Source organism: Micromonospora tulbaghiae (genome assembly GCF_900091605.1).
GTDB lineage: Bacteria > Actinomycetota > Actinomycetes > Mycobacteriales > Micromonosporaceae > Micromonospora > Micromonospora tulbaghiae.
In genome coordinates this window covers 1,104,470-1,123,640 of sequence record NZ_FMCQ01000001.1, presented here as the reverse complement: position 1 = coordinate 1,123,640, position 19,171 = coordinate 1,104,470, and the positions used below count along the sequence as shown (strand labels likewise).

20 protein-coding genes and 1 tRNA gene are annotated in these 19,171 nt (G+C 72.5%); 5 read left to right on the top strand and 16 right to left on the bottom strand.

Annotated features, from left to right (window positions below; genetic code table 11):
* Positions 1–19: 19 nt before the first annotated feature.
* From GA0070562_RS05470 to GA0070562_RS05455, 4 genes are all read right to left on the bottom strand, one after another.
* Positions 20–1,075: an IS110 family RNA-guided transposase gene (locus GA0070562_RS05470; protein ID WP_091415896.1), complete on the bottom strand. Its 1,056-nt coding sequence runs from the start codon at positions 1,073–1,075 to the stop codon at positions 20–22.
* A gap of 235 nt (positions 1,076–1,310) precedes the next feature.
* Complete coding sequence (locus tag GA0070562_RS05465; protein ID WP_091415890.1) at positions 1,311–1,631, bottom strand: hypothetical protein; 321 nt, start codon at positions 1,629–1,631, stop codon at positions 1,311–1,313.
* 51 nt (positions 1,632–1,682) lie between these two features.
* The gene (locus tag GA0070562_RS05460; protein WP_091416254.1) at positions 1,683–2,441 is read right to left on the bottom strand and encodes a Bax inhibitor-1/YccA family protein; all 759 of its coding nucleotides are present in this window, start codon (positions 2,439–2,441) and stop codon (positions 1,683–1,685) included.
* Positions 2,442–2,566: 125 nt separating this feature from the next.
* Positions 2,567–3,424: a Bax inhibitor-1/YccA family protein gene (locus tag GA0070562_RS05455; RefSeq protein WP_091415887.1), complete on the bottom strand. Its 858-nt coding sequence runs from the start codon at positions 3,422–3,424 to the stop codon at positions 2,567–2,569.
* Positions 3,425–3,618: 194 nt separating this feature from the next.
* Here GA0070562_RS05455 and GA0070562_RS05450 point away from each other — a divergent pair, with 194 nt between their 5' ends.
* The 4 genes from GA0070562_RS05450 to GA0070562_RS05435 are packed head-to-tail and all read left to right on the top strand — an operon-like array spanning position 3,619 to position 7,149.
* Complete coding sequence (locus tag GA0070562_RS05450; protein ID WP_139135430.1) at positions 3,619–3,972, top strand: hypothetical protein; 354 nt, start codon at positions 3,619–3,621, stop codon at positions 3,970–3,972.
* Complete coding sequence (locus GA0070562_RS05445) at positions 3,969–5,411, top strand: phosphotransferase (protein WP_091415880.1); 1,443 nt, start codon at positions 3,969–3,971, stop codon at positions 5,409–5,411. The genes GA0070562_RS05450 and GA0070562_RS05445 overlap by 4 nt, the downstream gene beginning before the upstream one ends.
* A gap of 30 nt (positions 5,412–5,441) precedes the next feature.
* The gene (locus GA0070562_RS05440; protein WP_091415876.1) at positions 5,442–6,119 is read left to right on the top strand and encodes a vWA domain-containing protein; all 678 of its coding nucleotides are present in this window, start codon (positions 5,442–5,444) and stop codon (positions 6,117–6,119) included.
* A gap of 7 nt (positions 6,120–6,126) precedes the next feature.
* Positions 6,127–7,149 carry a protein phosphatase 2C domain-containing protein gene (locus GA0070562_RS05435; protein WP_091415873.1) on the top strand — a complete coding sequence of 341 codons (1,023 nt, stop codon included), beginning with the start codon at positions 6,127–6,129 and terminating at the stop codon, positions 7,147–7,149.
* Between the two features lie 86 nt (positions 7,150–7,235).
* On the opposite strand, the gene GA0070562_RS05430 is transcribed toward GA0070562_RS05435, so the two are convergent.
* A tRNA-Leu gene (locus tag GA0070562_RS05430) sits at positions 7,236–7,316 on the bottom strand.
* 90 nt (positions 7,317–7,406) lie between these two features.
* Here GA0070562_RS05430 and GA0070562_RS05425 point away from each other — a divergent pair.
* Entirely contained in the window at positions 7,407–9,236 is a 1,830-nt protein-coding gene (locus GA0070562_RS05425) for a hypothetical protein (protein WP_091415870.1), read from the top strand.
* A gap of 76 nt (positions 9,237–9,312) precedes the next feature.
* Here GA0070562_RS05425 and GA0070562_RS05420 read toward each other — a convergent pair whose 3' ends face one another.
* The 11 genes from GA0070562_RS05420 to GA0070562_RS05370 all read right to left on the bottom strand — a co-directional run bounded on the left by GA0070562_RS05420 (position 9,313) and on the right by GA0070562_RS05370 (position 19,160).
* A complete protein-coding gene (locus tag GA0070562_RS05420; protein WP_047891391.1) occupies positions 9,313–10,644 on the bottom strand; it encodes an NAD(P)/FAD-dependent oxidoreductase in 1,332 nt (443 codons plus the stop codon).
* A 103-nt stretch (positions 10,645–10,747) separates the two neighbouring features.
* Positions 10,748–11,308, bottom strand: coding sequence for a hypothetical protein (locus GA0070562_RS05415; protein ID WP_091415867.1), 561 nt, complete (start codon positions 11,306–11,308; stop codon positions 10,748–10,750).
* Positions 11,309–11,333: 25 nt separating this feature from the next.
* Positions 11,334–12,695 (bottom strand): DUF58 domain-containing protein, encoded by a 1,362-nt coding sequence (locus GA0070562_RS05410; protein WP_091415864.1) that lies wholly within the window; start codon positions 12,693–12,695, stop codon positions 11,334–11,336.
* Positions 12,695–13,693 (bottom strand): AAA family ATPase, encoded by a 999-nt coding sequence (locus GA0070562_RS05405; RefSeq protein WP_091415860.1) that lies wholly within the window; start codon positions 13,691–13,693, stop codon positions 12,695–12,697. Before GA0070562_RS05405 ends, GA0070562_RS05410 begins: the two co-directional genes overlap by 1 nt.
* On the bottom strand, positions 13,693–14,277 hold the full coding sequence (locus GA0070562_RS05400) for a hypothetical protein (RefSeq protein WP_091415857.1): 585 nt from the start codon (positions 14,275–14,277) through the stop codon (positions 13,693–13,695). The genes GA0070562_RS05405 and GA0070562_RS05400 overlap by 1 nt, the downstream gene beginning before the upstream one ends.
* Positions 14,274–15,005, bottom strand: a complete 732-nt coding sequence (locus GA0070562_RS05395) for a DUF4129 domain-containing protein (protein ID WP_091415854.1) — start codon at positions 15,003–15,005, stop codon at positions 14,274–14,276. Before GA0070562_RS05395 ends, GA0070562_RS05400 begins: the two co-directional genes overlap by 4 nt.
* Before the next feature lie 20 nt (positions 15,006–15,025).
* On the bottom strand, positions 15,026–15,739 hold the full coding sequence (locus GA0070562_RS05390) for a uracil-DNA glycosylase (protein ID WP_091415851.1): 714 nt from the start codon (positions 15,737–15,739) through the stop codon (positions 15,026–15,028).
* 19 nt (positions 15,740–15,758) lie between these two features.
* Complete coding sequence (locus GA0070562_RS05385; RefSeq protein ID WP_091415847.1) at positions 15,759–16,445, bottom strand: dienelactone hydrolase family protein; 687 nt, start codon at positions 16,443–16,445, stop codon at positions 15,759–15,761.
* A 237-nt stretch (positions 16,446–16,682) separates the two neighbouring features.
* A complete protein-coding gene (locus GA0070562_RS05380) occupies positions 16,683–17,654 on the bottom strand; it encodes an HAAS signaling domain-containing protein (RefSeq protein WP_091415844.1) in 972 nt (323 codons plus the stop codon).
* The gene (locus GA0070562_RS05375; RefSeq protein ID WP_041798804.1) at positions 17,651–17,983 is read right to left on the bottom strand and encodes a PadR family transcriptional regulator; all 333 of its coding nucleotides are present in this window, start codon (positions 17,981–17,983) and stop codon (positions 17,651–17,653) included. The genes GA0070562_RS05380 and GA0070562_RS05375 overlap by 4 nt, the downstream gene beginning before the upstream one ends.
* Positions 17,984–18,230: 247 nt before the next feature.
* Positions 18,231–19,160 carry a Ppx/GppA phosphatase family protein gene (locus tag GA0070562_RS05370; protein WP_091415841.1) on the bottom strand — a complete coding sequence of 310 codons (930 nt, stop codon included), beginning with the start codon at positions 19,158–19,160 and terminating at the stop codon, positions 18,231–18,233.
* Positions 19,161–19,171 lie beyond the last annotated feature (11 nt).

The window sequence follows — 19,171 nt, the reverse complement described above, 5'->3', positions numbered from 1 at the left end:
GGGGATGCTCCTATAGAAGTCAAGCGGTGTTGAGGGTGGTGAAGTCGGCGAGGAGGGCGGTGTGGATCTCGCGGACGATGTAGCGCTTGAGGCAGCGCATGATTTCTTTCTTGTTGAGTCCTTGTTTGGTGCGTTTGTCGACGTAGGCGCGGGTGCGGGGGTCGTGGCGCATGCGGACCAGGGCGATGGTGTGCAGGGCTGAGTTGGCGGCTCTGTCGCCGCCTCGGTTGAGGCGGTGTCGGTCGGTGCGTCCGGAGCTGGCGGGGATGGGTGCGGCGCCGCAGAGGTGGGCCAGGGCGGCTTCGGAGCGCAGCCGGTCGGGGTTGTCGCCGGCGGTGGTCAGGAGTTGACCAGCGACGTCGGTGCCGACGCCGTGGACGGCGTTCAGGTGTGGGGCGGTGCGGGCGACGGCGGGTCGTAGTCGCCGGTCGGCGTGGGTGATCTCGGCGGTCAGGGCCTGGATCCGGGCGGCGATGGCGGCCAGGGCGGCTTTGGTGGCCTCGACGGGATCGGTGAGTCGGGTCTCGTCGACCGGCAACGCGGCGCACCGGTCGACCAGTGGTGCTTGCGGGTGGCTGAGGTCGTGGCGCAGAGACTCCGGCGCGGAGGCGAGCAGACCGTGGAGCTGGTTGAGCGCGGCGGTGCGGGCCTTCATCGCGCCGCGGCGGGCCACCCGCAGAGCGCGGATGGCCTCGACCGGGCCAGTGCGGGTCTTCGGGGTGCCGCTGGCCTGTCCGGACAGGGCCGCCCTGGCCGCGGCAAGCGCGTCGAGAGGATCGGACTTGCCCTTGGCGCGGCGGGCGCGCCGGTCCGGGCGGTCGACCTCGACCACCATGACGCTCTGCGCGGTGAGATGGCGGGCCAAGCCCGCGCCGTAGGTGCCGGTGCCCTCCACCCCGACCTTGATCACCTGACCGAACCGGCGTAGCCAGGCCAGGAGTTGCCGGTAGCCCGACGCCGAAGCGGGAAATTCCTGGTCGCCCAGTACCCGGCCGGCACCATCGATGGCGGCGGCGTGATGAGTTTTGCCGTGAGTGTCGACGCCGCCTGTGACCTGACGCTTCTTGGCTGCCATGCTGAAACCGTCGTCCCTTTCGCTTGCACCGAACAGGGTCGGCACGCACCGCCGGGACGGACGGACAGGACAGTGACGGGACCTCTTGCACAGGCTCCTATCAGGTCACGAACGCCCAGCAGGTGAGTGCAGGAACGGGTCACCCGGACAAGCCGACGAATCCCCTAGAAGACACCCAAGGTCAGTCAGAGGGTGAGTCAGACCGGCCGGGTGACCCGCTCCCACATCATCACTGTCAGAGGGCGGTGCGGGTTCGGGTCACCTGGGCGGCGGCCTGGGTGAGCACCGGGTCGGGCGGGTCGGCGAGGGTCAGGTCGGCGGCGACCACGCGGAGCTGGTCGGGCAGGGCCAGGTCGCTGGGGAGGCGGGGCACCTCGCGGCGCGGCTCACCGGCCGCGTCGGCGGCCAGGTTGGCGATCTCCTGGACCAGCTTGTGCATGAGGTCGGCGCGGGAGACGTTGCCGCCGTCGGCCTTGGCCGACCAGCGCGGCTGCTGCCAGTGCCCCACCTGTCGGACCAGCAGGGTCACGGCCCGGTCCAGTTCCGCTGCGCTCATCGCCGCCGAGTCTACGGCTGCCCCGGGCCGCGGCGTGGCCAGCCGGAACTGTCAGCGGCGCACGTAGCTGAGCAGGCGGAGGATCTGCCAGTACAGGAAGATCAACCCGACCAGCAGACCGAAGGCGCAGTACCAGGCGTAGCGGCGGGGCAGCCGGTTCGCGGCCGACCGCTCGACCAGGTCGAAGTCGAGGATGAAGCTGAGCGCGCCCGCGATGATCGCCACCACCGAGAACAGGTACGGCAGCCAGCCCACCCGGTCGCTGAGGCTGTAGACGACCACCCCCTGCCGCCCGGTGAACAGGTACGCGAACAGGTTGACCAGGCCGATCGCCACGATCCCGACGAGCGTGCCGATGACCAGCCGGGCCAGGCGCGGAGTGGCGCGTACCAGCCGGGCCCGGTAGAGCACTGCCATGCCGAGGAAGACGCCGAACGTCCCCACCACCGCCTGCGCCACGATGCCCGGATAGACCAGTTCGAAGGCGCGGCTGGCCACCCCGAGCAGCAGCCCTTGAAGCACCGCGTACCCGATGATGACCGGCGGGCTGGTGATCTGCTTCAGCGAGATGACGAGCACCAGGGCCAGGCTGGCCAGCGCGCTTCCGGCGAGCGCGGCGGAGATCCACGCGGCCTGCGGCACCACCACCCAGGACACCGCCGCCGTGACGCCGGTGACCAGCAGCAACCCCACGGTTCGGCTGACCACGTCGGCCACCGTCATCGTGTCGGCGGTACCGACCCCGAGCACCTGCCGCTCGGCGCGGCCGACGTCGTCCAGCCGGTCCAGCACCGGGTTGGCACTGCGCACCGTGACCACCTCCCGCCCACGTACCCGAATCCCACTCTGCCCCGGGTGGCGCGGCAGGGACGGGGAAACGGCGACGCCCGCCGCCGCGGATGCGGCAGGCGGGCGTCGTCGGGGAGGGCGTGATGTCAGTCGTCGCCCTGGAAGTAGCTGAGCAGGCGCAGGATCTCGATGTAGAGCCAGACCAGGCCGACCACGATGCCGAAGGCGGCCGTCCAGGAGTAGCGCTGCGGGAGGCCCATCCGGACCCCCTCCTCGATGTCGGCGAAGTTGAGCACGAAGCTCAGCGACGCCACCACGATGCAGACCAGGCTGAAGCCGATCGCGAGCGGGCTGCCGTCACGCAGGTGCGTGTTCACGCCGAACAGCGACAGCACCAGGTTGACCAGCATCACGCCGAACAGGCCGGCCATGATCGCCACCATGATCCGGGCGAACTTCGGCGTGGCCCGGATGATCCGCGCCTTGTAGATCATCGCCATCAGGAAGAAGACGCCGAACGTGGCCACGACCGCCTGGAGCACGATGCCGTCGTAGAGCGACTCGAACGCCTTGCTGACCATGCCGACGAAGACGCCCTCGATGATCGAGTACGCCACGACGAGCGCCGGGTTGGCCATCCGCGAGAACGAGATGATCAGACCGAGCACCAGGCCGACGACCGCGGCGCCGATCCACGCGACGCCGACCAGGGAGTCCGGCACGAGCACCCAGGCCGCCGCGGCCGAAGCGCCGAGGATGGCGAGCATGAGGACCGTCTTGACGACCACGTCGTCGAGGGTCATCGGGGTCACGGTGGGCGGGGCCACCGGCTGGCCGTAGCCGCCCGGGTAGGGCTGGGCGTAGGGCTGCTGGGGGTACTGCTGCTGCGGGTACTGCTGGGGGTATCCGGGCTGACCGTACGGCCCGGGCTGGGCGTACCCGGCCGCCCGCTCACGCTCTGCCGCCTGGCCGAGCCGGGCGAGCACCGGGTTCGAGGTCTTCACTTCTCAGGCCTCCCTCAGGGGGTCGATCGCACGTAGACGTGCTACTCCAGGGTAGACGTGGCCGCAATCGCCCGTGCTACGGCTAGCTGTGGGAAAGCTGAGAGTTCCGATCCCCGCCGCCGACGGACATCCGACGGCCGGGAAGCCCTGTCCGTCAGAGACCGATGGATGCGTACAGGGAAGGACTCAGGCCGATGACGGACGATGCTCTCTTCGTCAGCATGGTGTGCAGCTCGACGCGCCTGCCCGCGGTGATCCGGTTCCGGTGGGACGGCGAGTGCTACGTGGCGACAGCCGGTTCGAAGCAACGGCCCGGCAGTGTCGTGCCGCCGCAGCACGGCAACGGCTCGATCAACGGGTCGTTCAGCCTCGGCGCGGCTTATCCGGGCTGCGTGTACTGCGGGGCGGACAATTTCGTCCGCTGCGGGCGGTGCCGTGAGCTCGGCTGCCACGACCACAGCTGGGAAGTCTTCAACTGCCCACGCTGCGGCAACTCGGGACGGGTCGACGGCACCATCGACAGCCTCTCCGGACTGGGCAGTTCATGACCACCCCTCCCGCCCGGCGGATCGCCCACGGTGATCACGGGACGTACACGGTGGTCGGCGGCCCGATCAGCAAGGGCGGTGTCGGGGCCATCTACCGTCTCACCGACCCACGGTGGGTCTACAAGGAGTACCACTCCCCGGACAAGGCCCCGTCGGCCGTGCACCTGGAGCAGCTCGTCGAGATCGGCCGGGACGTGTTGATCCAGCAAGGGCTGGAGATCGGGGCTCGGCCGGAGTCGTCTGTCAACTGGCCGGTCGACATCGTCCGCCTGCCCAACCGCCAGATCATCGGATGCGTGCTGCCGGCCATTCCACAGCGCTACTTCCACCCGACGCTCGGCACCGTCAACACGCTCGACTTCCTGGTCATGATCCGGTCGCAACCACCGCCCGCCACCAAACGGTTGATCGTCCTGCTCCGAATGGCTGAGATCCTCGCGTTCGTGCACAGCAAAGGGCTGGTGCACGGCGACATCAACGCCAAGAACGTCGCCTGGACGGTGGACCCGACGCCGGAGGCGTACCTGATCGACTGCGACGGCATGATGCCGCAGGACCCGCCGCCGAAGGTGGGGGTGCAGGCCGTCTACTGGACCGACCCGCGGGTGGTCGACAAGGTCGTGCCGGCGCACGACCACTACAGCGACTGGTACTGCCTGGCGCTGGCGTTCTACCGCGGGCTGCTGCTGATCAAGGGTGGCGCGCTCGGCAAGCAGAAGGACGGCACCTGGTCCGCGCCGGGCCAGATCCCGTCGGACCTCGACCCGCGTGTGGCTGCGCTGATGCGACGCGGGCTGACCGATCCGCTGGACGCGAGCAAGCGGCCGGAGCCGGCCGAGTGGGTCAAGACCCTGATCGAGGTCTACGTAGCCGCCGGCAAGTACGACGAGACGGCGTTGGCCCGCTTCGACAAGGCGCTGAACGCGCCGAAACCCCAGCCGGTCGTCACGCCGGTGACCTTCACGCCGCTACCGCCGCCCGGCCCTCAGTGGCCGCCGTCCGGGACGCGGCATCAGCCGCCGCCGCATCAGCAGTACCCGCCACCCCGACCGCAACCGCACCATCGGCCTCCGCCTCCGCCCCCGCCACATCGACCGGCGCCGGTGTATCAGCGGCCGCCCGTACCGCAGCCGCCTCTTCCGCAGTACCCGCCGCCTCAGTACGTGTTCCAGCCGCACTTCGCGCCGGGGTCCGGCAAGGCCCCAGGGGCGATGGCGCGTTGGGCGATGGGCGGCGGGGTCGCCTGGTACCTGCCGCTGGCCCTGCTGTCGTTCTGCCTGTGGCCGGTCGGCGGGATCGTCTGTGCTCTCGTTCTGGCCCAGTCCATCCGGACCTACTCCGGTTACCCCGGCCGCACCGCCGCCATCATCAGCAGCTGTCTCGGCCTCGGTCTGAGCGGCTTCGCTCTCCTGTCGTGGCTGGTCGGCCTGGCCGCCTGAACATCACACCCACAGAAAGGGAGAACCAACATGTCATCGAGTGAACTCTTCACCATCTTCCCGGTCTTCCTGCTGGTCGACGTCAGCGCCTCGATGTCGGGCGGTCCGATCGAGGCGGTGAACAAGGCCCTGCCGGAGATCCAGCACGAGATGCGGTCCAACCCGACGGTCGGCGAGATCGCCCGCATCGCCGTGGTGACGTTCTCGGACGAGAGCCGGGTCGCCCTCCCCCTCTGCGACATCGCCGAAGCTCCGCTGCCCGAGCTGCTGGTCGAGGGCGGCACCAATTTCGCAGCTGGTTTCCGTGGCGCCCGGCAGGCGATCGAGGCCGGTATGCGCTCCCTGCCCAAGGGCACGCCGGTCTACCGGCCAGTGGTGTTCTTCATGAGTGACGGGGCGCACCAGGCCGCCGAAGACTGGACCGACGCGCTCAAGAGCCTGCGGGACCCGGGATGGAAGTTCGCGCCCGAGGTGGTCGCCTTCGGTCTCGCCGACGCGCACCAGGAGGAGCTCCGGAAGATCGCCACCCGATTCGCCTTCATGGCCAAGGACGCCGACCCGGTCAGCCAGGTCCGCGAGATCATGAACGCGCTGATCGGCAGCATCCGGACCACCTCGGCGAGCCTCGCCGACCCGGCCAAGCAGGAAGGGCTGTACCTGGAGGCGCCGAGCGACCACTTCACGCCGCTCCCGGCCCTGACGATCTGAGGCCGGCATGCCCCTCCCGTTCGCCCGCCTGTGGGGCGGAGGCGAGGCACCGGCCGAGCCGGACCTCACCCCGTCCGAGCCACCCTCGGCACCGGAACAACCGGTTCCGGTACAGCCGGCGCCCCTCCCGGAGGAGGAGCCGAGGCCCGCCGACCTGCCGTCGGCGGCCCCGGTGATCGGGCGGGTCGCCGGCGTGCAGCACGGTCAGCTCAAGGCCGGCCTCACCCTGCGCCCACCCGCGATCGCCCTGGACGGGATCGTGGCCGGCGACTACCAGGTGGCCGGCGCGTCGATGATCGGCGTGGGTCACCTCCAGTCCGGGCAACCGCGGCAGGACGCCTACAACTTCATGCTCGGCGAGTCCGGCCGGCTGTACGTGGCCGTCGCCGACGGTCTGGGCTCCAAGCCGTACTCGCAGCTGGGCGCGCACCTGTTCGTCGAGTCGGTGCTGATCGCGGCGGCCGGAGCCGAGGCCGACGAGCCGACCGAGGCGGACGCGACTCGCCTACTCGTCCGGGCGAGCGAACGAATGGAACAGAAGGTCCGGGAGGCGTACGGCATCGACCCCAGGACGGCGGGTTGCGTCGGCGCGGTCGCGGTGTTCTCGGAGCGTGGCTGCGTCGTCGCCCGGATCGGTGACGTGTCCGCGTTCACTCTCCGGGCCGGCGTCTTCACCGAGGCCTTCCCGGCCGAAACCGGCCCGCTCAACCTGGTGACGGCGTCGATGCCCTACCAGGCAGAGGAGGACATCGAGGTGGCCGAGCTGCTCCCGGCCGCCGTGGTGGTCCTCGGCACCGACGGGCTGGCAAACGACCTGCGCCACTCCGGCACGCTCCGGGAGTGGCTGGGCGGGCAGTGGCAGGTACCACATCTGCCGTTCGGCGTCGGCGAAACTCTGCGCTACCGGCGGCAGGGATCGCACGACGACAGAACGGCGGTGCTGGTCTGGCGCGACGACGTCCCGGCCGACCCGGCAGGGAACGACCCGGCCGGGAAGACCAGGGATGAGGACCCGCCTCGCCTGCGGTGAACCCGTTGCCGGCCCGCCGCTGACCCGAGCCGGTCATGCGGCGGGCCGCGACGAACCGCTCGTGAGCGTGGCAGGGAGCTGTCGTGTGCCCGGGGCGGGGGTCGAACCCGCACGCCTTGCGGCAGCCGCTTTTAAGGCGGCCGTGTCTGCCGTTCCACCACCCGGGCGGGTGACACCGGCGCGTCGACACGCGGCGGTGCAGATCTCACCGTAGCGGCTCGGCCGCGACGCGGCGTACCCCGACGGGTGCGGCCGTTATGGTCGAGGCTGTGACCAGCGCCGCCCGCACGGCACCCGGGCCCGATCACGCCCGGGCGGTCCGCCCGGCGGCGGTCACGCGGCGGGTGACGGCCGCCCTCCGGCGGCACCGCGCGGACCTGCTCGTCGGGGTGGCGTTCGTCGCGCTCGCCGCCTGGCTCACCCACGGCCTCTGGCCGGCGCCCGGCACACGGGTGCTCGCGCTCAACCCGGCCGACCAGACGCTGTACGAGTGGTTCCTGGCGCTGGACGCTCGTGCCCTGCGCGGTGAGCTGAGCCTGGTCACCGGCCGGCTGAACTCGCCGGACGGGGTCAACCTGATGGCGAACACATCGGTCGTCGCGCTCGGCGTGCTGTTCGCCCCGGTCACGCTGGCGTTCGGGGCGTCCGCGACGTTCGCTCTGCTCGTCGCCGCGAACATGGCCGGTACGGCGCTCGCCTGGTACCTGCTGTTCACCCGCGTCCTGCGGGCCCGCCGGCTCGCGGCCGGGCTGGGCTCGGCGCTCTGCGGCTTCGGGCCGGGCATGGTCTCGCAGAGCAACGGCCACCTGCACATGACCGCGCAGTGGCTGGTCCCGGTGCTGGTCTGGCTCGTGGTCCGGCTGCTGCGCGCCGCCGATCCGGCCGGTCGCCCGGGCGGCCCGGACGGCCGCCGGACGGCCTCCTCCGCGGTCGGACTCGCCGGGGTCGTCACCGTGCAGGTGTTCGTCGGCGAGGAGGTGCTCTTCCTCGCCGCGCTCACCCTGGCGGTGACCGCTGTCGCGTACGGGCTGGCCGACCGGGACCTGCTGCGCCGGGCCGGTTCCGGCTTCGCCGGTGGGCTGCTCGCCGCCGCCGGGCTGGCGCTGCCGGTGCTGGCGTACCCGCTGTGGGTGCAGTTCGCCGGCCCGCAGGGCGTCGCCGACGGGATGTTCCCGCCCGCCTACTTCTCCGCCGACCTGGTCGCCTGGACCCGCCTCTCCGCGCTGTCGGTGTTCGGCAGCCCGGAGGCGGTGCGGCTCACCACCGGCCCGGCCGAGTTCACCACGTTCCTGGGCTGGCCGCTGCTGCTGGTCGCCGTGGGCTGCGCGGTCTGGCTGGGCCGTCGCGCCCCGGTGGTGGCGCTCGTGGCCGCCGCGCTGGCGATGGCCGCGCTGGCGCTCGGCCCGGAGGTGGTGGCCGGTGGTGAGCGGACCGGGATTCCCGGCCCGTACGCGCTGCTGGCCGGGCTGCCGGTGGTGGACGGCGCGCTGCCGACGCGTTTCGCGCTGGCGGTGCTGCCGCTCGCCGGCTCCGTGCTCACGCTCGCCGTGCACCGGGCGCTCGGCGAGTCCGGCCGGGCCCGCCGGGTCGTCCCGTTCGCGGTCGGCGCGGCGCTGCTCAGCGTCTTCCCCACCCCGCTGCCCACGATGGACCGGCCGCCGCTGCCCGAGTTCGTCACCGGCGGCCACTGGCGGCAGTGCGTACGCCCCGGCGGGGTGCTGGTGCCGGTGCCCACCGCCACCCCGCAGGATCCCTGGCCGATGCGCTGGGCCACCGCCACCGGTGTCGCCTTCGCCATGCCGGAGGGCTTCTTCATCGGCCCGTACGGCCCGGACGGCTCGGCCACCATGGGCACCTGGCAGCGGCCCACCTCGGGCCTGCTCGCCGACGTGGCCCGCCGCGGCGTGGCGCCGGCGGTCGGTGACCGGCAACGCCGCCAGGCCGCCCGGGACGTCGAGTTCTGGCACGCGTCGTGCGTCGCGGTGACCGACGACACGCCACACGCGGAGATGCTGCGCCGGACCCTGGAGCAGCTCTACGGGCGGCCGGGGGTGCGGCTCGCCGACGCCTGGACCTGGCGGTTCTGAGGCCGGGCAGCGGTTCGGAGCCCGGACACGGCGAAAGGGCCCTTCCCGTACGGGAAGGGCCCTTTCGCGAAAGGCGTCAGACGCGCGCGGCGACCGGCGGGGCGGACGCCTCGGCGAACTCCTCGCGCGGGTCGTGCAGCTGGCCCAGCGCGACCACCTCACGCTTGAGGAAGAACGCCAGCGTCCAGTCGACCACCACGCGCACCTTGCGGTTGAACGAGGGGATCCGCGACATGTGGTACGTCCGGTGCATGAACCAGGCCGGCCAGCCGGTCATCTTGATGCCGTAGACCTGCGCCACGCCCTTGTGCAGGCCGAGGCTCGCCACGCTGCCGGCGTGCTTGTGCTTGTAGTCGACCGGCTCGCGCCCACGGATCACGTTCGCGATGTTGTCGGCCATCCGCGCCGCCTGCCGCACCGCGTGCTGGGCGCTCGGGGAGCAGAAGTTGCCCGGCTCCTTGGTGAGGTCCGGCACGGCGGCGCAGTCGCCGGCGCTCCACGCGCCCTCGACCACCCGGTCGCCGTCCACGATCTGCAGCGTCGGCCGGCAGGTGACCCGGCGACGCTCGTCACGCGGGAAGTCCGTCGCGTCGAGCATCGGCGACGGCTTCACACCGGCGGTCCAGACGATGGTGTCGGACGGGAAGCTGTCGCCGTCGGAGAGCTTCACCACACCGTCGACGCAGGACTCCAGCCGGGTGTCCAGGCGGATGTCCATGTCCCGCTTCATCAGCTGCTGCACCGTGTAGGCGCCCATGTCCCGGTCGACCTCGGGCAGCACCCGCTGGGTCGCCTCGACGAGCACCCAGCGCATGTCCTCCGGCTTCAGCTCCGGGTAGTAGCGCAGCGCGTCACGGGCCATGTCCTCCATCTCGGCGAGCGCCTCGATGCCCGCGTAGCCGCCGCCCACGAAGACGAACGTCAGCGCGCGGCTGCGGACCGCCGGGTCGGTGGTGGAGGCCGCCACGTCGAGCCGGTCCAGCACGTGGTTGCGCAGGAAGATGGCCTCGCCGATGGTCTTGAACCCGATGCCGTTCTCGTGCAGGCCGGGGATCGGCAGGGTGCGGGAGACCGAGCCGGGGGCGACGACCACGTGGTCGTACCGGATCTCCCGGGCCGGGCCGCTGATCGGCTGCACCACGGCGGTCATGCGGTCGTGGTCGATCCGGGTGACGGTGCCCGCCACCACGGTGCACTTACGCAACTCCCGCCGCAGCGGCACCACAGCGTGCCGAGGGGAGATGTTGCCCGCCGATGCCTCCGGGAGGAACGGCTGGTACGTCATGTGCGGCTGCGGGTCGACGACGATGACCTCGGCCTCACGCCTGCTCAGCTTCTTGGACAGGCGCAGAGCGGCGTACAGGCCCACGTGACCGGCACCCACGACAAGGATCCGCTTCGGGTTCACGTCATCTATCTTTCCCCGGGTGCTTCGGGTAATCCCGCGCGAGACCCCCTTCTGTGACGGAGCACAACCCGTGTGACCTGCGCAACGTCCCCGAAGCGCCGCGTCACCTGCGCCGGAGCAGCCAGCCCAGCAGCGCGCTCAGCCCCACCGCCACCAGGAGTCCCACGACTGTCGCGACCTGTGAGCCGTCCGTACCGCCCACTCCCCCGAGCCACGCCAGCACCACGCCGAGCACGGCACTGCCGAGCACCACGCCGCCCGCGCGGCCCAGCCACCGCAGCACCACGTCCGGGTCGATCAGCCCGTCGTAGGGCAGCAGGGCGGCGAGCGCGCAGAGCGAGTGCGCCAGGTAGAGCAGCGTCGCCACGGCGAGCAGCCGCCACAGCGCCGGCGGCCGGTCGAAGCCGAGCGTGGCCAGCAGCCAGCCGCCGACAGTCACGAGCGCGGTGAACGTCGGCCAGATCCGGCGCGGCCCGACCGCCGGCAGCACCGCGGCCACCGTCAGGGCCAGCAGCGAGCGCGCGGTCAGGGCCTGCACCGGGTACGCGAGCAGGAAGCCCGCCAGCACGACGAGGAAGATGCCGCCGCGTACGAGCAGCGGCAGCAGGCTGACCCGGGCGGCGGCGTACCGCAGCGCCCGCACCCGCTCCACGACCGCATTCACCGGGCTGCCCTTTCGTTCCTCGCGCTCACCGCAACCCCGCCTTCGGGGCGGTCGCCAGCCGGGACACGTCGCGCAGCACCTCGTCGAGGCTGCCGGCGCCGGCCCAGCGCACCACCGGCACCCCGTGCTCGCGGAGCTGGCCGATCATCGTGTCCCGGTCCAGCCGCCACAGCCGGTACGCGACCTCGGCCCAGCCCCGTTCCTTCGGCATCGACAGCTCGCCCGGCAGCGTGTCCACCGCCACCACGAAGCGCCCGCCACGGGCCAGCCGGGCCAGCATCTGCGCGGACCGCTCGTCGAGCAGCGGGGTGAGCACCACCACGAGCGCGTCGGAGGAGAGCACCTGCGGACCGAAGACCTGGTCGTACGGCTCGTGCGGGGACGACTCGGCCTGTACGTCGAGCAGCCACTCCAGCACGGTCAGGTACTGCCGCCGCCCGGTGGCCGGACGCAGCCGGCGGGCGGCCGGTCCGTATTCCAGCATCGACACCCGGTCGCCGCGGTGCAGGTAGTGCTCGGCGATCGCGGCGGCGGCCCGGACCGTGGTGTCCAGCACCGACGCGGTCCCGTTCACGCCGCCGGAGCGGCCCGCCTCGGCGAGCACGTCCAGCAGCACCACCACCTCGGCGTCCCGGTCCGAGAGCGTCGCGGCGACGTGCAGTTGACGGGCCCGCAGCGACACCCGCCAGTCGATCCGTCGCAGCCGGTCGCCGGGTGCGAAGACGCGTACGCCGGCCAGCTCGCCGCCCTCGCCCGGCCGCCGCGAGCGGTGCGCGCCGACCAGCCCGGCGGCCCGGGGCATCGCCTCGACCGCGTCGAACGGCTCGGTACGCGGATAGACCCGGGCCCGGATCGGCTCGGTGATCACCGCGCGGGAGACCAGCAGCCCGTCGGCGGCGGCGACGCGGACCCCGGCCGGGCCGATCGGGTGCCGTCCCCACCGCAGGGCGGTGCCGGTCAGCTCCAGGTCGACGGCGCTGCCCCGGGGTACGGAGGTGACGAACGGGCGGTCCGCGCCGCCGGAGCGGCTCACGTCCAGCCCGGCGCCGCCGAAGCCGACCTGCTCCACCCGCAGCCAACGCGACATCCGGGTCCGGACCACCGCCAGGTCGTACCCGACCAGATCGGGGTTGGCCACCGCGACGGTGGCGGCCAGCGGCGCGCCCTCGACCAGGTGGGTGTCCCCGACAGCGAGTTCGAGCTCGGGCAGCGCGGCGGGGCGGCGGCGCAGCGCGTACGCGGTCCCGAGCGCGAACGGCGTCGCGAGCACCACCAGGTCGATGCGGCCGAGCAGGACGGCGGCGACGAGCAGCACACCGGTGAGCAGCACGGCCCGGCCGAGCGCCCAGGTGGGCGCCCAGCCGTTCGCCGCGTCGGCCCGGTCCATCAGCGTCCGGCGGCGTAGCTGGGCAGCGCGCCGCTGGCCGGGGCGGGCGTGGACTCCAGCACCTCGCCGACCACGAACGACGGGTCGACGCGGCGCAGCCACATCTCCGGCCGCAGCGTGATCCGGTGCGCCAGCGCGGGCGCCGCCACCTCCTTGACGTCCTCCGGAACGACGTAGTCGCGGTTGGCGAGCACCGCCCGTACCCGGGACAGCAGCAGCAGCGCCAGCGAGCCGCGCGGGGACGCGCCGACGAGCACCGACGGGTGTTCCCGGGTGGCCGAGGTGAGCGCCACGATGTACCGGCCGACCGAGTCCTCCACCACCACGTCCTCCAGCGCGGCCTGCATGGCGCGCAGGGTGGCGGCGTCCACCACCGGCTTGATCTCCGCCTCCTCGCGGCGGCGGGCGATCCGGCGGCGCAGCACGTCCCACTCCTCGTCGTGGGTGGGGTAGCCGAACGACACCCGCAGCAGGAACCGGTCGAGCTGCGCCTCCGGCAGCGGGTACGTGCCCTCGTACTCGATGGGGTTGGCGGTGGCGAGCACGTGGAACGGCTCGTCCAGCCGGTAGGTCACGCCCTCCACCGAGACCTGCTTCTCCTGCATCGCCTCCAGCAGCGCCGACTGCGTCTTCGGCGGCGTCCGGTTGATCTCGTCGGCGAGCAGCAGGTTGGTGAACACCGGCCCGGCCCGGAAGGCGAAGTCGCCGCTGCTCTGGTCGTAGAGGAACGAGCCGGTCACGTCGGCGGGCAGCAGGTCCGGCGTGAACTGGAGCCGCCGGAAGTCCAGCCCGAGCGCCTGCGCGAAGCAGCGCGCGGTGAGCGTCTTGCCCAGACCGGGCAGATCCTCCAGCAGCACGTGACCACCGGCGAGGATGCCGGCCAGCACCAGCTCCAGCGCGTCGCGCTTGCCGACCACGACGGTGCCGACCGCGTCCAGGACGGCCCGGGCGAGCCGGCCCACCTCGGCGGGGGGCATGCTCCGGTCCACGTCGTTCATCAGATCTTCTCCAGTTCGGCGACGATCGCCGCGAGGTCGCGCGGCGACGGAGGGCGGCGGACGGGGGTGGCGAGGAACGTCCACAGTGGCTCGCCGAGCACCGCCCGGGCGCGGGCCGGGTCGGACTCACGGGTAACGCCGTGATGCTGGCGCAGCCGTTCGTCGGCCAGCTCACCGAGGCGGGGCAGGATGCGCTCGGTGAACCGCTCCCGGTTGTCGGCGGACCAGTCCAGCGGCCGTTCCCAACCGTTGATCGCGGTACGCAGCGCGTCCCGGGCGGACCAGTTCCAGGTGCCCGGCTCCTCACCTGCGGGCGCCCGGGAACCGGCGCGGGGCGGCGGCGGGGGCGAGAGAGCGGTGGTGACCCGGCGCACGGCGAGCACGGCGACCACCCCCGCCACGATGATCCAGATCGGCACCTTCAGGCCGACCGCGCGCAGCCCGACCAACACCACCACGACGACGGCGGCGGTGACCGCCGCGGTACGCAGCAGCGCGCGAGCCCGGCCACCACCGGACGGACGCTCGGCCTCCCCGGCCGGCTCCTCGCCGAACGAGAGCAGGTCGTCGATGCTCGTGCTCACGGCGTCTCCCCCGCCAGGCTGGTCAGCTCGCCGCGCAGCCGCCGTAGCGCGTCGCGGGCCTGGTCCCGGGTGCGCTCGTCGACTGTGTGCGTGGCGTAGCGGGCCTCCCGGTAGACGTGCGCGAAACCGTCGAGCACGTCGGCGCTGGCGATCGCCGGGATGCCGGCCTCCGGGTCGCCCTGCAGCAGCCGGGCGACCAGGTCGGTCGGAGTGTCACCGGTCTGCCGGGGTACGCCCGCGTCCTCGGCGGCCTCCTCCAGGCGTACCCAGCAGGCGATCACAGCGGTCCGCGGGTCGGTCGAGCGGTCGTCCAGTTCGACGAGTCCGGCGTCGAGCGCGGCCACCACCTCGCGGGCGGTCCCCTCGGCGGTACGCCGGGAGCGCCGCACCGGCACCGCGCGAGTCGTACGCCGCAGCGCGCCCCGGAGCACGTTCCACAGGACGTACCCGATCGCGCCCAGCACCGCCGCGAACAGCAACGCCACGGCGGCGGTGGCCAGCCAGTCGGGCACACCGCCCGACGTGGACTCACCGACGTCGCGGGGTTCGACCGGGTACGACGGCACCGCCTCGGGCGACGGGTACTCCGGCACGTACGGGATGGTGTCGGCGGCGGGCGGGATCCGGCTGGCCCCGATGGCGGAGTGACCGGCGGCGAACGCGGCGAGCGCGAGCAGCACAGTCACCGCGGCGACCGGCCACCACCTGCGCAGTACGCCGAAATCCATCCCACCGTCCCAGGTGCTCCTCAGTCCACCCCGGCCAGGTCCTTCGCCCGGGTGAACACGTCGTCCAGCATCGCCGGTGTGAGCCGTCCGGTGAAGGTGTTCTGCTGGCTGACGTGATAGCAGCCCAGCAACGCCGGCACCGACTCGCCGGACCAGTGTGCCCCATGACCGAACGCCGGTCGCGGAGTGGGCGGTCGCTGCCCGTACACCTGGCGTAGCACCGGCCACCACGCGGCCCACGCGAACGCACCCAGCGCGACCACGACGCGCAGCGTGGGTCGGATCAACTCGACCTCGCGGTGCAGCCACGGCGCGCAGGTGTCCCGCTCCGCCGGGGTGGGTTTGTTGTCCGGCGGCGCGCAGCGCACGGCCGCGAAGATGCGGGTGTCACGCAGCGTCAGGCCGTCGTCGGCGGAGACGCTCGTCGGCTGGTTGGCCAGCCCGGCTCGGTGCAGCGCCGCGAAGAGCACGTCACCGGACCGGTCGCCGGTGAAGATCCGGCCGGTGCGGTTGCCGCCGTGCGCCGCCGGCGCCAGGCCGAGGATCGCGATGCGCGCGTCCTGCGGACCGAGGCCGGGCACCGGCCGTCCCCAGTAGTCCTGGTCGCGGAACGCGGCGCGCTTGACCCGGGCGACCTCCTCCCGCCACGCCACCAGGCGCGGGCAGGCGAAACAGTCGCTGACCGCGCCGTCGAGGTCGGCCAGGTCGGCCGCCCGCGCCGCGCGGGCGACCACGTCCTGCGGGGTACGCGACTCAGCCAAGCTTCGCCCGGAACAGTTCCAGCGTGCGGGCCCAGGCGGTGGCGGCGGCCCGCTGGTCGAAGTGCTCCGGCCGGTCCTCGTTGAAGAACGCGTGCGCGGTGCCCGGGTAGTCGAACGTCTGGCAGGTGCCGCCGGCGGACTCGATGGACCGGCGTACGCTCTGCACCCCGTCGGCGACGGACAGGCCGTCGGCCTCGGAGCAGTGGATGAGCGCCGCCTTCCCCGCATAGTCGGCCCAGTCGGTGGCCATGCCCTCCCAGGGCAGTCGCGGGTAGAACCCGGCGGTGGCCACGATGCGCTCGGAGGACGTGCCGGACCACAGGGCCAGGCTGGCGCCCGCGCAGAACCCGGCACAGCCCACCTTGCCGGTGACCTCCGACCGGCTCGCCAGGTATTCGGCGGCAGCCGCGATGTCGCTCGCCGCCTCGTCCATCTGGGAGCTGTTCAGCATCAGCCGCGGCTCGGTCGGCTTCACGGCCGGCCCGCCGTGCCGGAAGTCCGGCGCGAGGGCGACGAAGCCGGCCTCGGCGAAGCGGTCGACCACGGCCCGGACGTGGGGCACCAGTCCCCACCAGTCCTGGATGACGATGACCGCCGGGCTGGCCGCACCGCCGGAGGGTATCGCGAGATACCCCTCGCTCGTCCCCCCGTTGCCGGTGAAGCTCACCATCTCGCCCATGGGCCCGTCCTCCTAGCGGTCAGTCATCATTGGCTGGTCGCCCAGTTGGCTGCTACGTGCCGGTAGCGTGCCACGCGGTCACCGGCCCGGGGAAGACGGAACAACAGTGGCATTCACCTCCTGTCGACCTCACAGACGACCGCCGGACGTCCCGTAGCGCGGCCGCGCGAGATCTTGGAGGATTCCGGCCCCTGTGAGGGCCGTTTCCTACCAAGATCTCGCGGGGTCGAGCGTGCTCTAACGCGTTGACGTGGGTTCCGGGGAAGCGCTGGTGGTGGGCGCGGGCGCGGCGGGCGTCGGGGTCGGGGTCGGGGTGCCGCTGTCCGTGGGCGCGGGTGCGGGCGGGGCGATCGACGGCGAGCCCGGTGCGCCGAACGGTGCCAGCTCCGGGCAGTACGGGTAGGCGTTGCGGGGTGCGGGCACCGCGCCGGACGAGTCGAGGCAGTTCGGCCAGCCGAGCCGGATCGGCACGCCGTTCTGGTCGAACAGCTGCGCGTCGCGGATCAGCCGCCCCTGCTGGTCGTAGACGAAGACGTCCTCGATCCGTTCGTACCGGTGGTCCACAGACGTCTGCTCGTACCCGTTGTAGACGTCGGTGTCGGCGCGCTCGTCCACCTGAACCAGCACGGCGAAGGAGAACAGCAGCAGCGCGGCGGTGGCGATCTGGTGCAGTTGTCGCCGCCACCCGATGATCCCGGCCGAGCGCCGCCCCCACCACATGGACGCGACGAGCGCGCCGATGAGCAGCAGCAGACCCATGGAGGTGTTGCCGCCCAGCCGGGGCACCAGGCCGGACCGGCCGTCCACCATCCAGGCCACGACCAGGGCGGCCAGCCAGCCGCGGACCAGCCACCAGGCGGGGCGCAGCGGACGCAGGAAGTCGCTCACCGTCTCGTGCCCGAGCACCGGGCCGAGCTGGCGGTCCAGCAGGCGGATCTGCGTGGCCGCCCGCTCCCGCGCCTCGGCCAGCCGGTGGAAGCGCGCCGGTCGCCGCCCCTCCCCGGCGCCGGCGGCGGCACGCAGCTCGGCCGCGTACGCCTCGGGGGTGCCCAGCCGGTCCACGAGCGCGCCCTCGCCCTCGGCGGCCACCTCGGCGAGGTGTTCCGGCAGGTCCTCGGTCAGCTCGTCGCGGACCCCGGGCGGCAGGTCGGCGAGCGCCGCGCGTACCCGGTCGACGTAGTCCGTGATCTCCTGCCCAGTGACGGTCATGCCGCCATCCCCCGATCGTCGAGCAGTGCGTCCATGGTGGTGGCGAACGAGCGCCAGGTCTTGCCGGAGCGGGTGAGCTGGTCGCGCCCGGCGGTGTTCAGCGAGTAGTACTTGCGGTGCGGCCCGGACTCGCTCGGCACCACGTACGTGGTGAGCAGACCTGCGGCGAACAGCCGGCGCAGCGTGCCGTAGACCGAGGCGTCGCCGACCTCGGTGAGGCCGGCCTCGCGCAGCCGCCGCAGGATGTCGTAGCCGTACCCGTCCTCGTCCTTGAGCACGGCGAGCACCGCCAGGTCGAGCACGCCCTTGAGGAGCTGCGTGGTATCCACGCTCAACACACTAGTGCGCAATGCGCACTACCGTCAACGACACAGCACCAGCAGGCGAGCGGTCCACCCGATGAAACGGTCGAACAGGTCGGCCGGATTCGGTTTGGCGCGCAGCAAGCCGGCGGCGGCCGACCTGGCGACGGACTAGCGCCCCGCCCTCCTCGTCGACCAAGGGGTTGGCGTCCTCACGGGCGCCCCGACCGGACACAAACTCCTTGATCACCGCCGGGAAACGCAGCCAGAGGGGCTAGGCGAGGCTCCAGGCGATGCCGTCGAGGATGTCGTGCTCGGACGCGACCACCGAGGGCATACCGGCCCGCTCCATGATCACTCGCAGCACCAGCGCGCCCGCGCCGATCACGTCGGCCCGCCCCGGGTGCATCACCGGGTACGCCAGCCGCTGCTCGCTGCTCTTGCCGAGCAGGTCGGCGGTCACCTCGGCCACCTGCTCGTACGAGATCCGGGCGTGGTGGATGCGGCTGGGGTCGTACTCCCGGAGCCCTTCGGCCAGGGCGACCACAGTGGTGACCGAACCGGCGAGCCCGACCAGCGTGGCGGCCTCGCGGCCGGGCACGGCGGCGAGCGCGCGGTCGACGGCCGCGGCGATGTCCGCCTCGGCGGCGGCGATCTGCGCCGGGCTCGGCGGGTCGCCGTGCAGGTGCCGTTCGGTCATCCGGACGCAGCCGATGTCCACCGAGATCGCGCCGCGCACACCCTCGGCGCGGGTGCCGACGACGAACTCGGTCGAGCCGCCACCGATGTCGACCACGAGGTACGGCGGTTCGGCGTCGGCGGGCAGGCCGCGCACCGCGCCGGTGAACGACAGCCGTGCCTCCTCGTCGCCGGTCACCACCTCGGGCGGTACGCCGAGCGTGCGCTCGACCATGGCGCGGAAGTCGGCGGCGTTGGAGGCGTCGCGGGAGGCCGAGGTGGCGCACATGCGTACCCGCTCGACGCCGGACTTCTCGATCTCGGCTGCGTAGTCGGCAAGCGCCACCCGGGTCCGCTCGATCGCCTCCGGGGCGAGCATGCCGGTCTGGTCGACGCCCTGCCCCAGCCGGACGATCTCCATCCTCCGGCTGACGTCGCGCAGCGGCGCCGAGTCCCCGGCCGACGCTTCCGGCAGGTCGGCGATCAGCAGTCGGATCGAGTTGGTCCCGCAGTCGATGGCTGCCACGCGCGCACTCA

What these genes read in the sequence shown, in the direction of transcription:
- GA0070562_RS05470 (WP_091415896.1), bottom strand. Translation starts at nt 1,075, where the DNA reads ATGGCAGCCAAGAAGCGTCAGGTCACAGGCGGCGTCGACACTCACGGC.
- GA0070562_RS05465 (WP_091415890.1), bottom strand. Translation starts at nt 1,631, where the DNA reads ATGAGCGCAGCGGAACTGGACCGGGCCGTGACCCTGCTGGTCCGACAG.
- GA0070562_RS05450 (WP_139135430.1), top strand. Translation starts at nt 3,619, where the DNA reads ATGACGGACGATGCTCTCTTCGTCAGCATGGTGTGCAGCTCGACGCGC.
- GA0070562_RS05445 (WP_091415880.1), top strand. Translation starts at nt 3,969, where the DNA reads ATGACCACCCCTCCCGCCCGGCGGATCGCCCACGGTGATCACGGGACG.
- GA0070562_RS05440 (WP_091415876.1), top strand. Translation starts at nt 5,442, where the DNA reads ATGTCATCGAGTGAACTCTTCACCATCTTCCCGGTCTTCCTGCTGGTC.
- GA0070562_RS05435 (WP_091415873.1), top strand. Translation starts at nt 6,127, where the DNA reads ATGCCCCTCCCGTTCGCCCGCCTGTGGGGCGGAGGCGAGGCACCGGCC.
- GA0070562_RS05425 (WP_091415870.1), top strand. Translation starts at nt 7,407, where the DNA reads ATGGTCGAGGCTGTGACCAGCGCCGCCCGCACGGCACCCGGGCCCGAT.
- GA0070562_RS05410 (WP_091415864.1), bottom strand. Translation starts at nt 12,695, where the DNA reads ATGGACCGGGCCGACGCGGCGAACGGCTGGGCGCCCACCTGGGCGCTC.
- GA0070562_RS05405 (WP_091415860.1), bottom strand. Translation starts at nt 13,693, where the DNA reads ATGAACGACGTGGACCGGAGCATGCCCCCCGCCGAGGTGGGCCGGCTC.
- GA0070562_RS05395 (WP_091415854.1), bottom strand. Translation starts at nt 15,005, where the DNA reads ATGGATTTCGGCGTACTGCGCAGGTGGTGGCCGGTCGCCGCGGTGACT.
- GA0070562_RS05385 (WP_091415847.1), bottom strand. Translation starts at nt 16,445, where the DNA reads ATGGGCGAGATGGTGAGCTTCACCGGCAACGGGGGGACGAGCGAGGGG.
- GA0070562_RS05380 (WP_091415844.1), bottom strand. Translation starts at nt 17,654, where the DNA reads ATGACCGTCACTGGGCAGGAGATCACGGACTACGTCGACCGGGTACGC.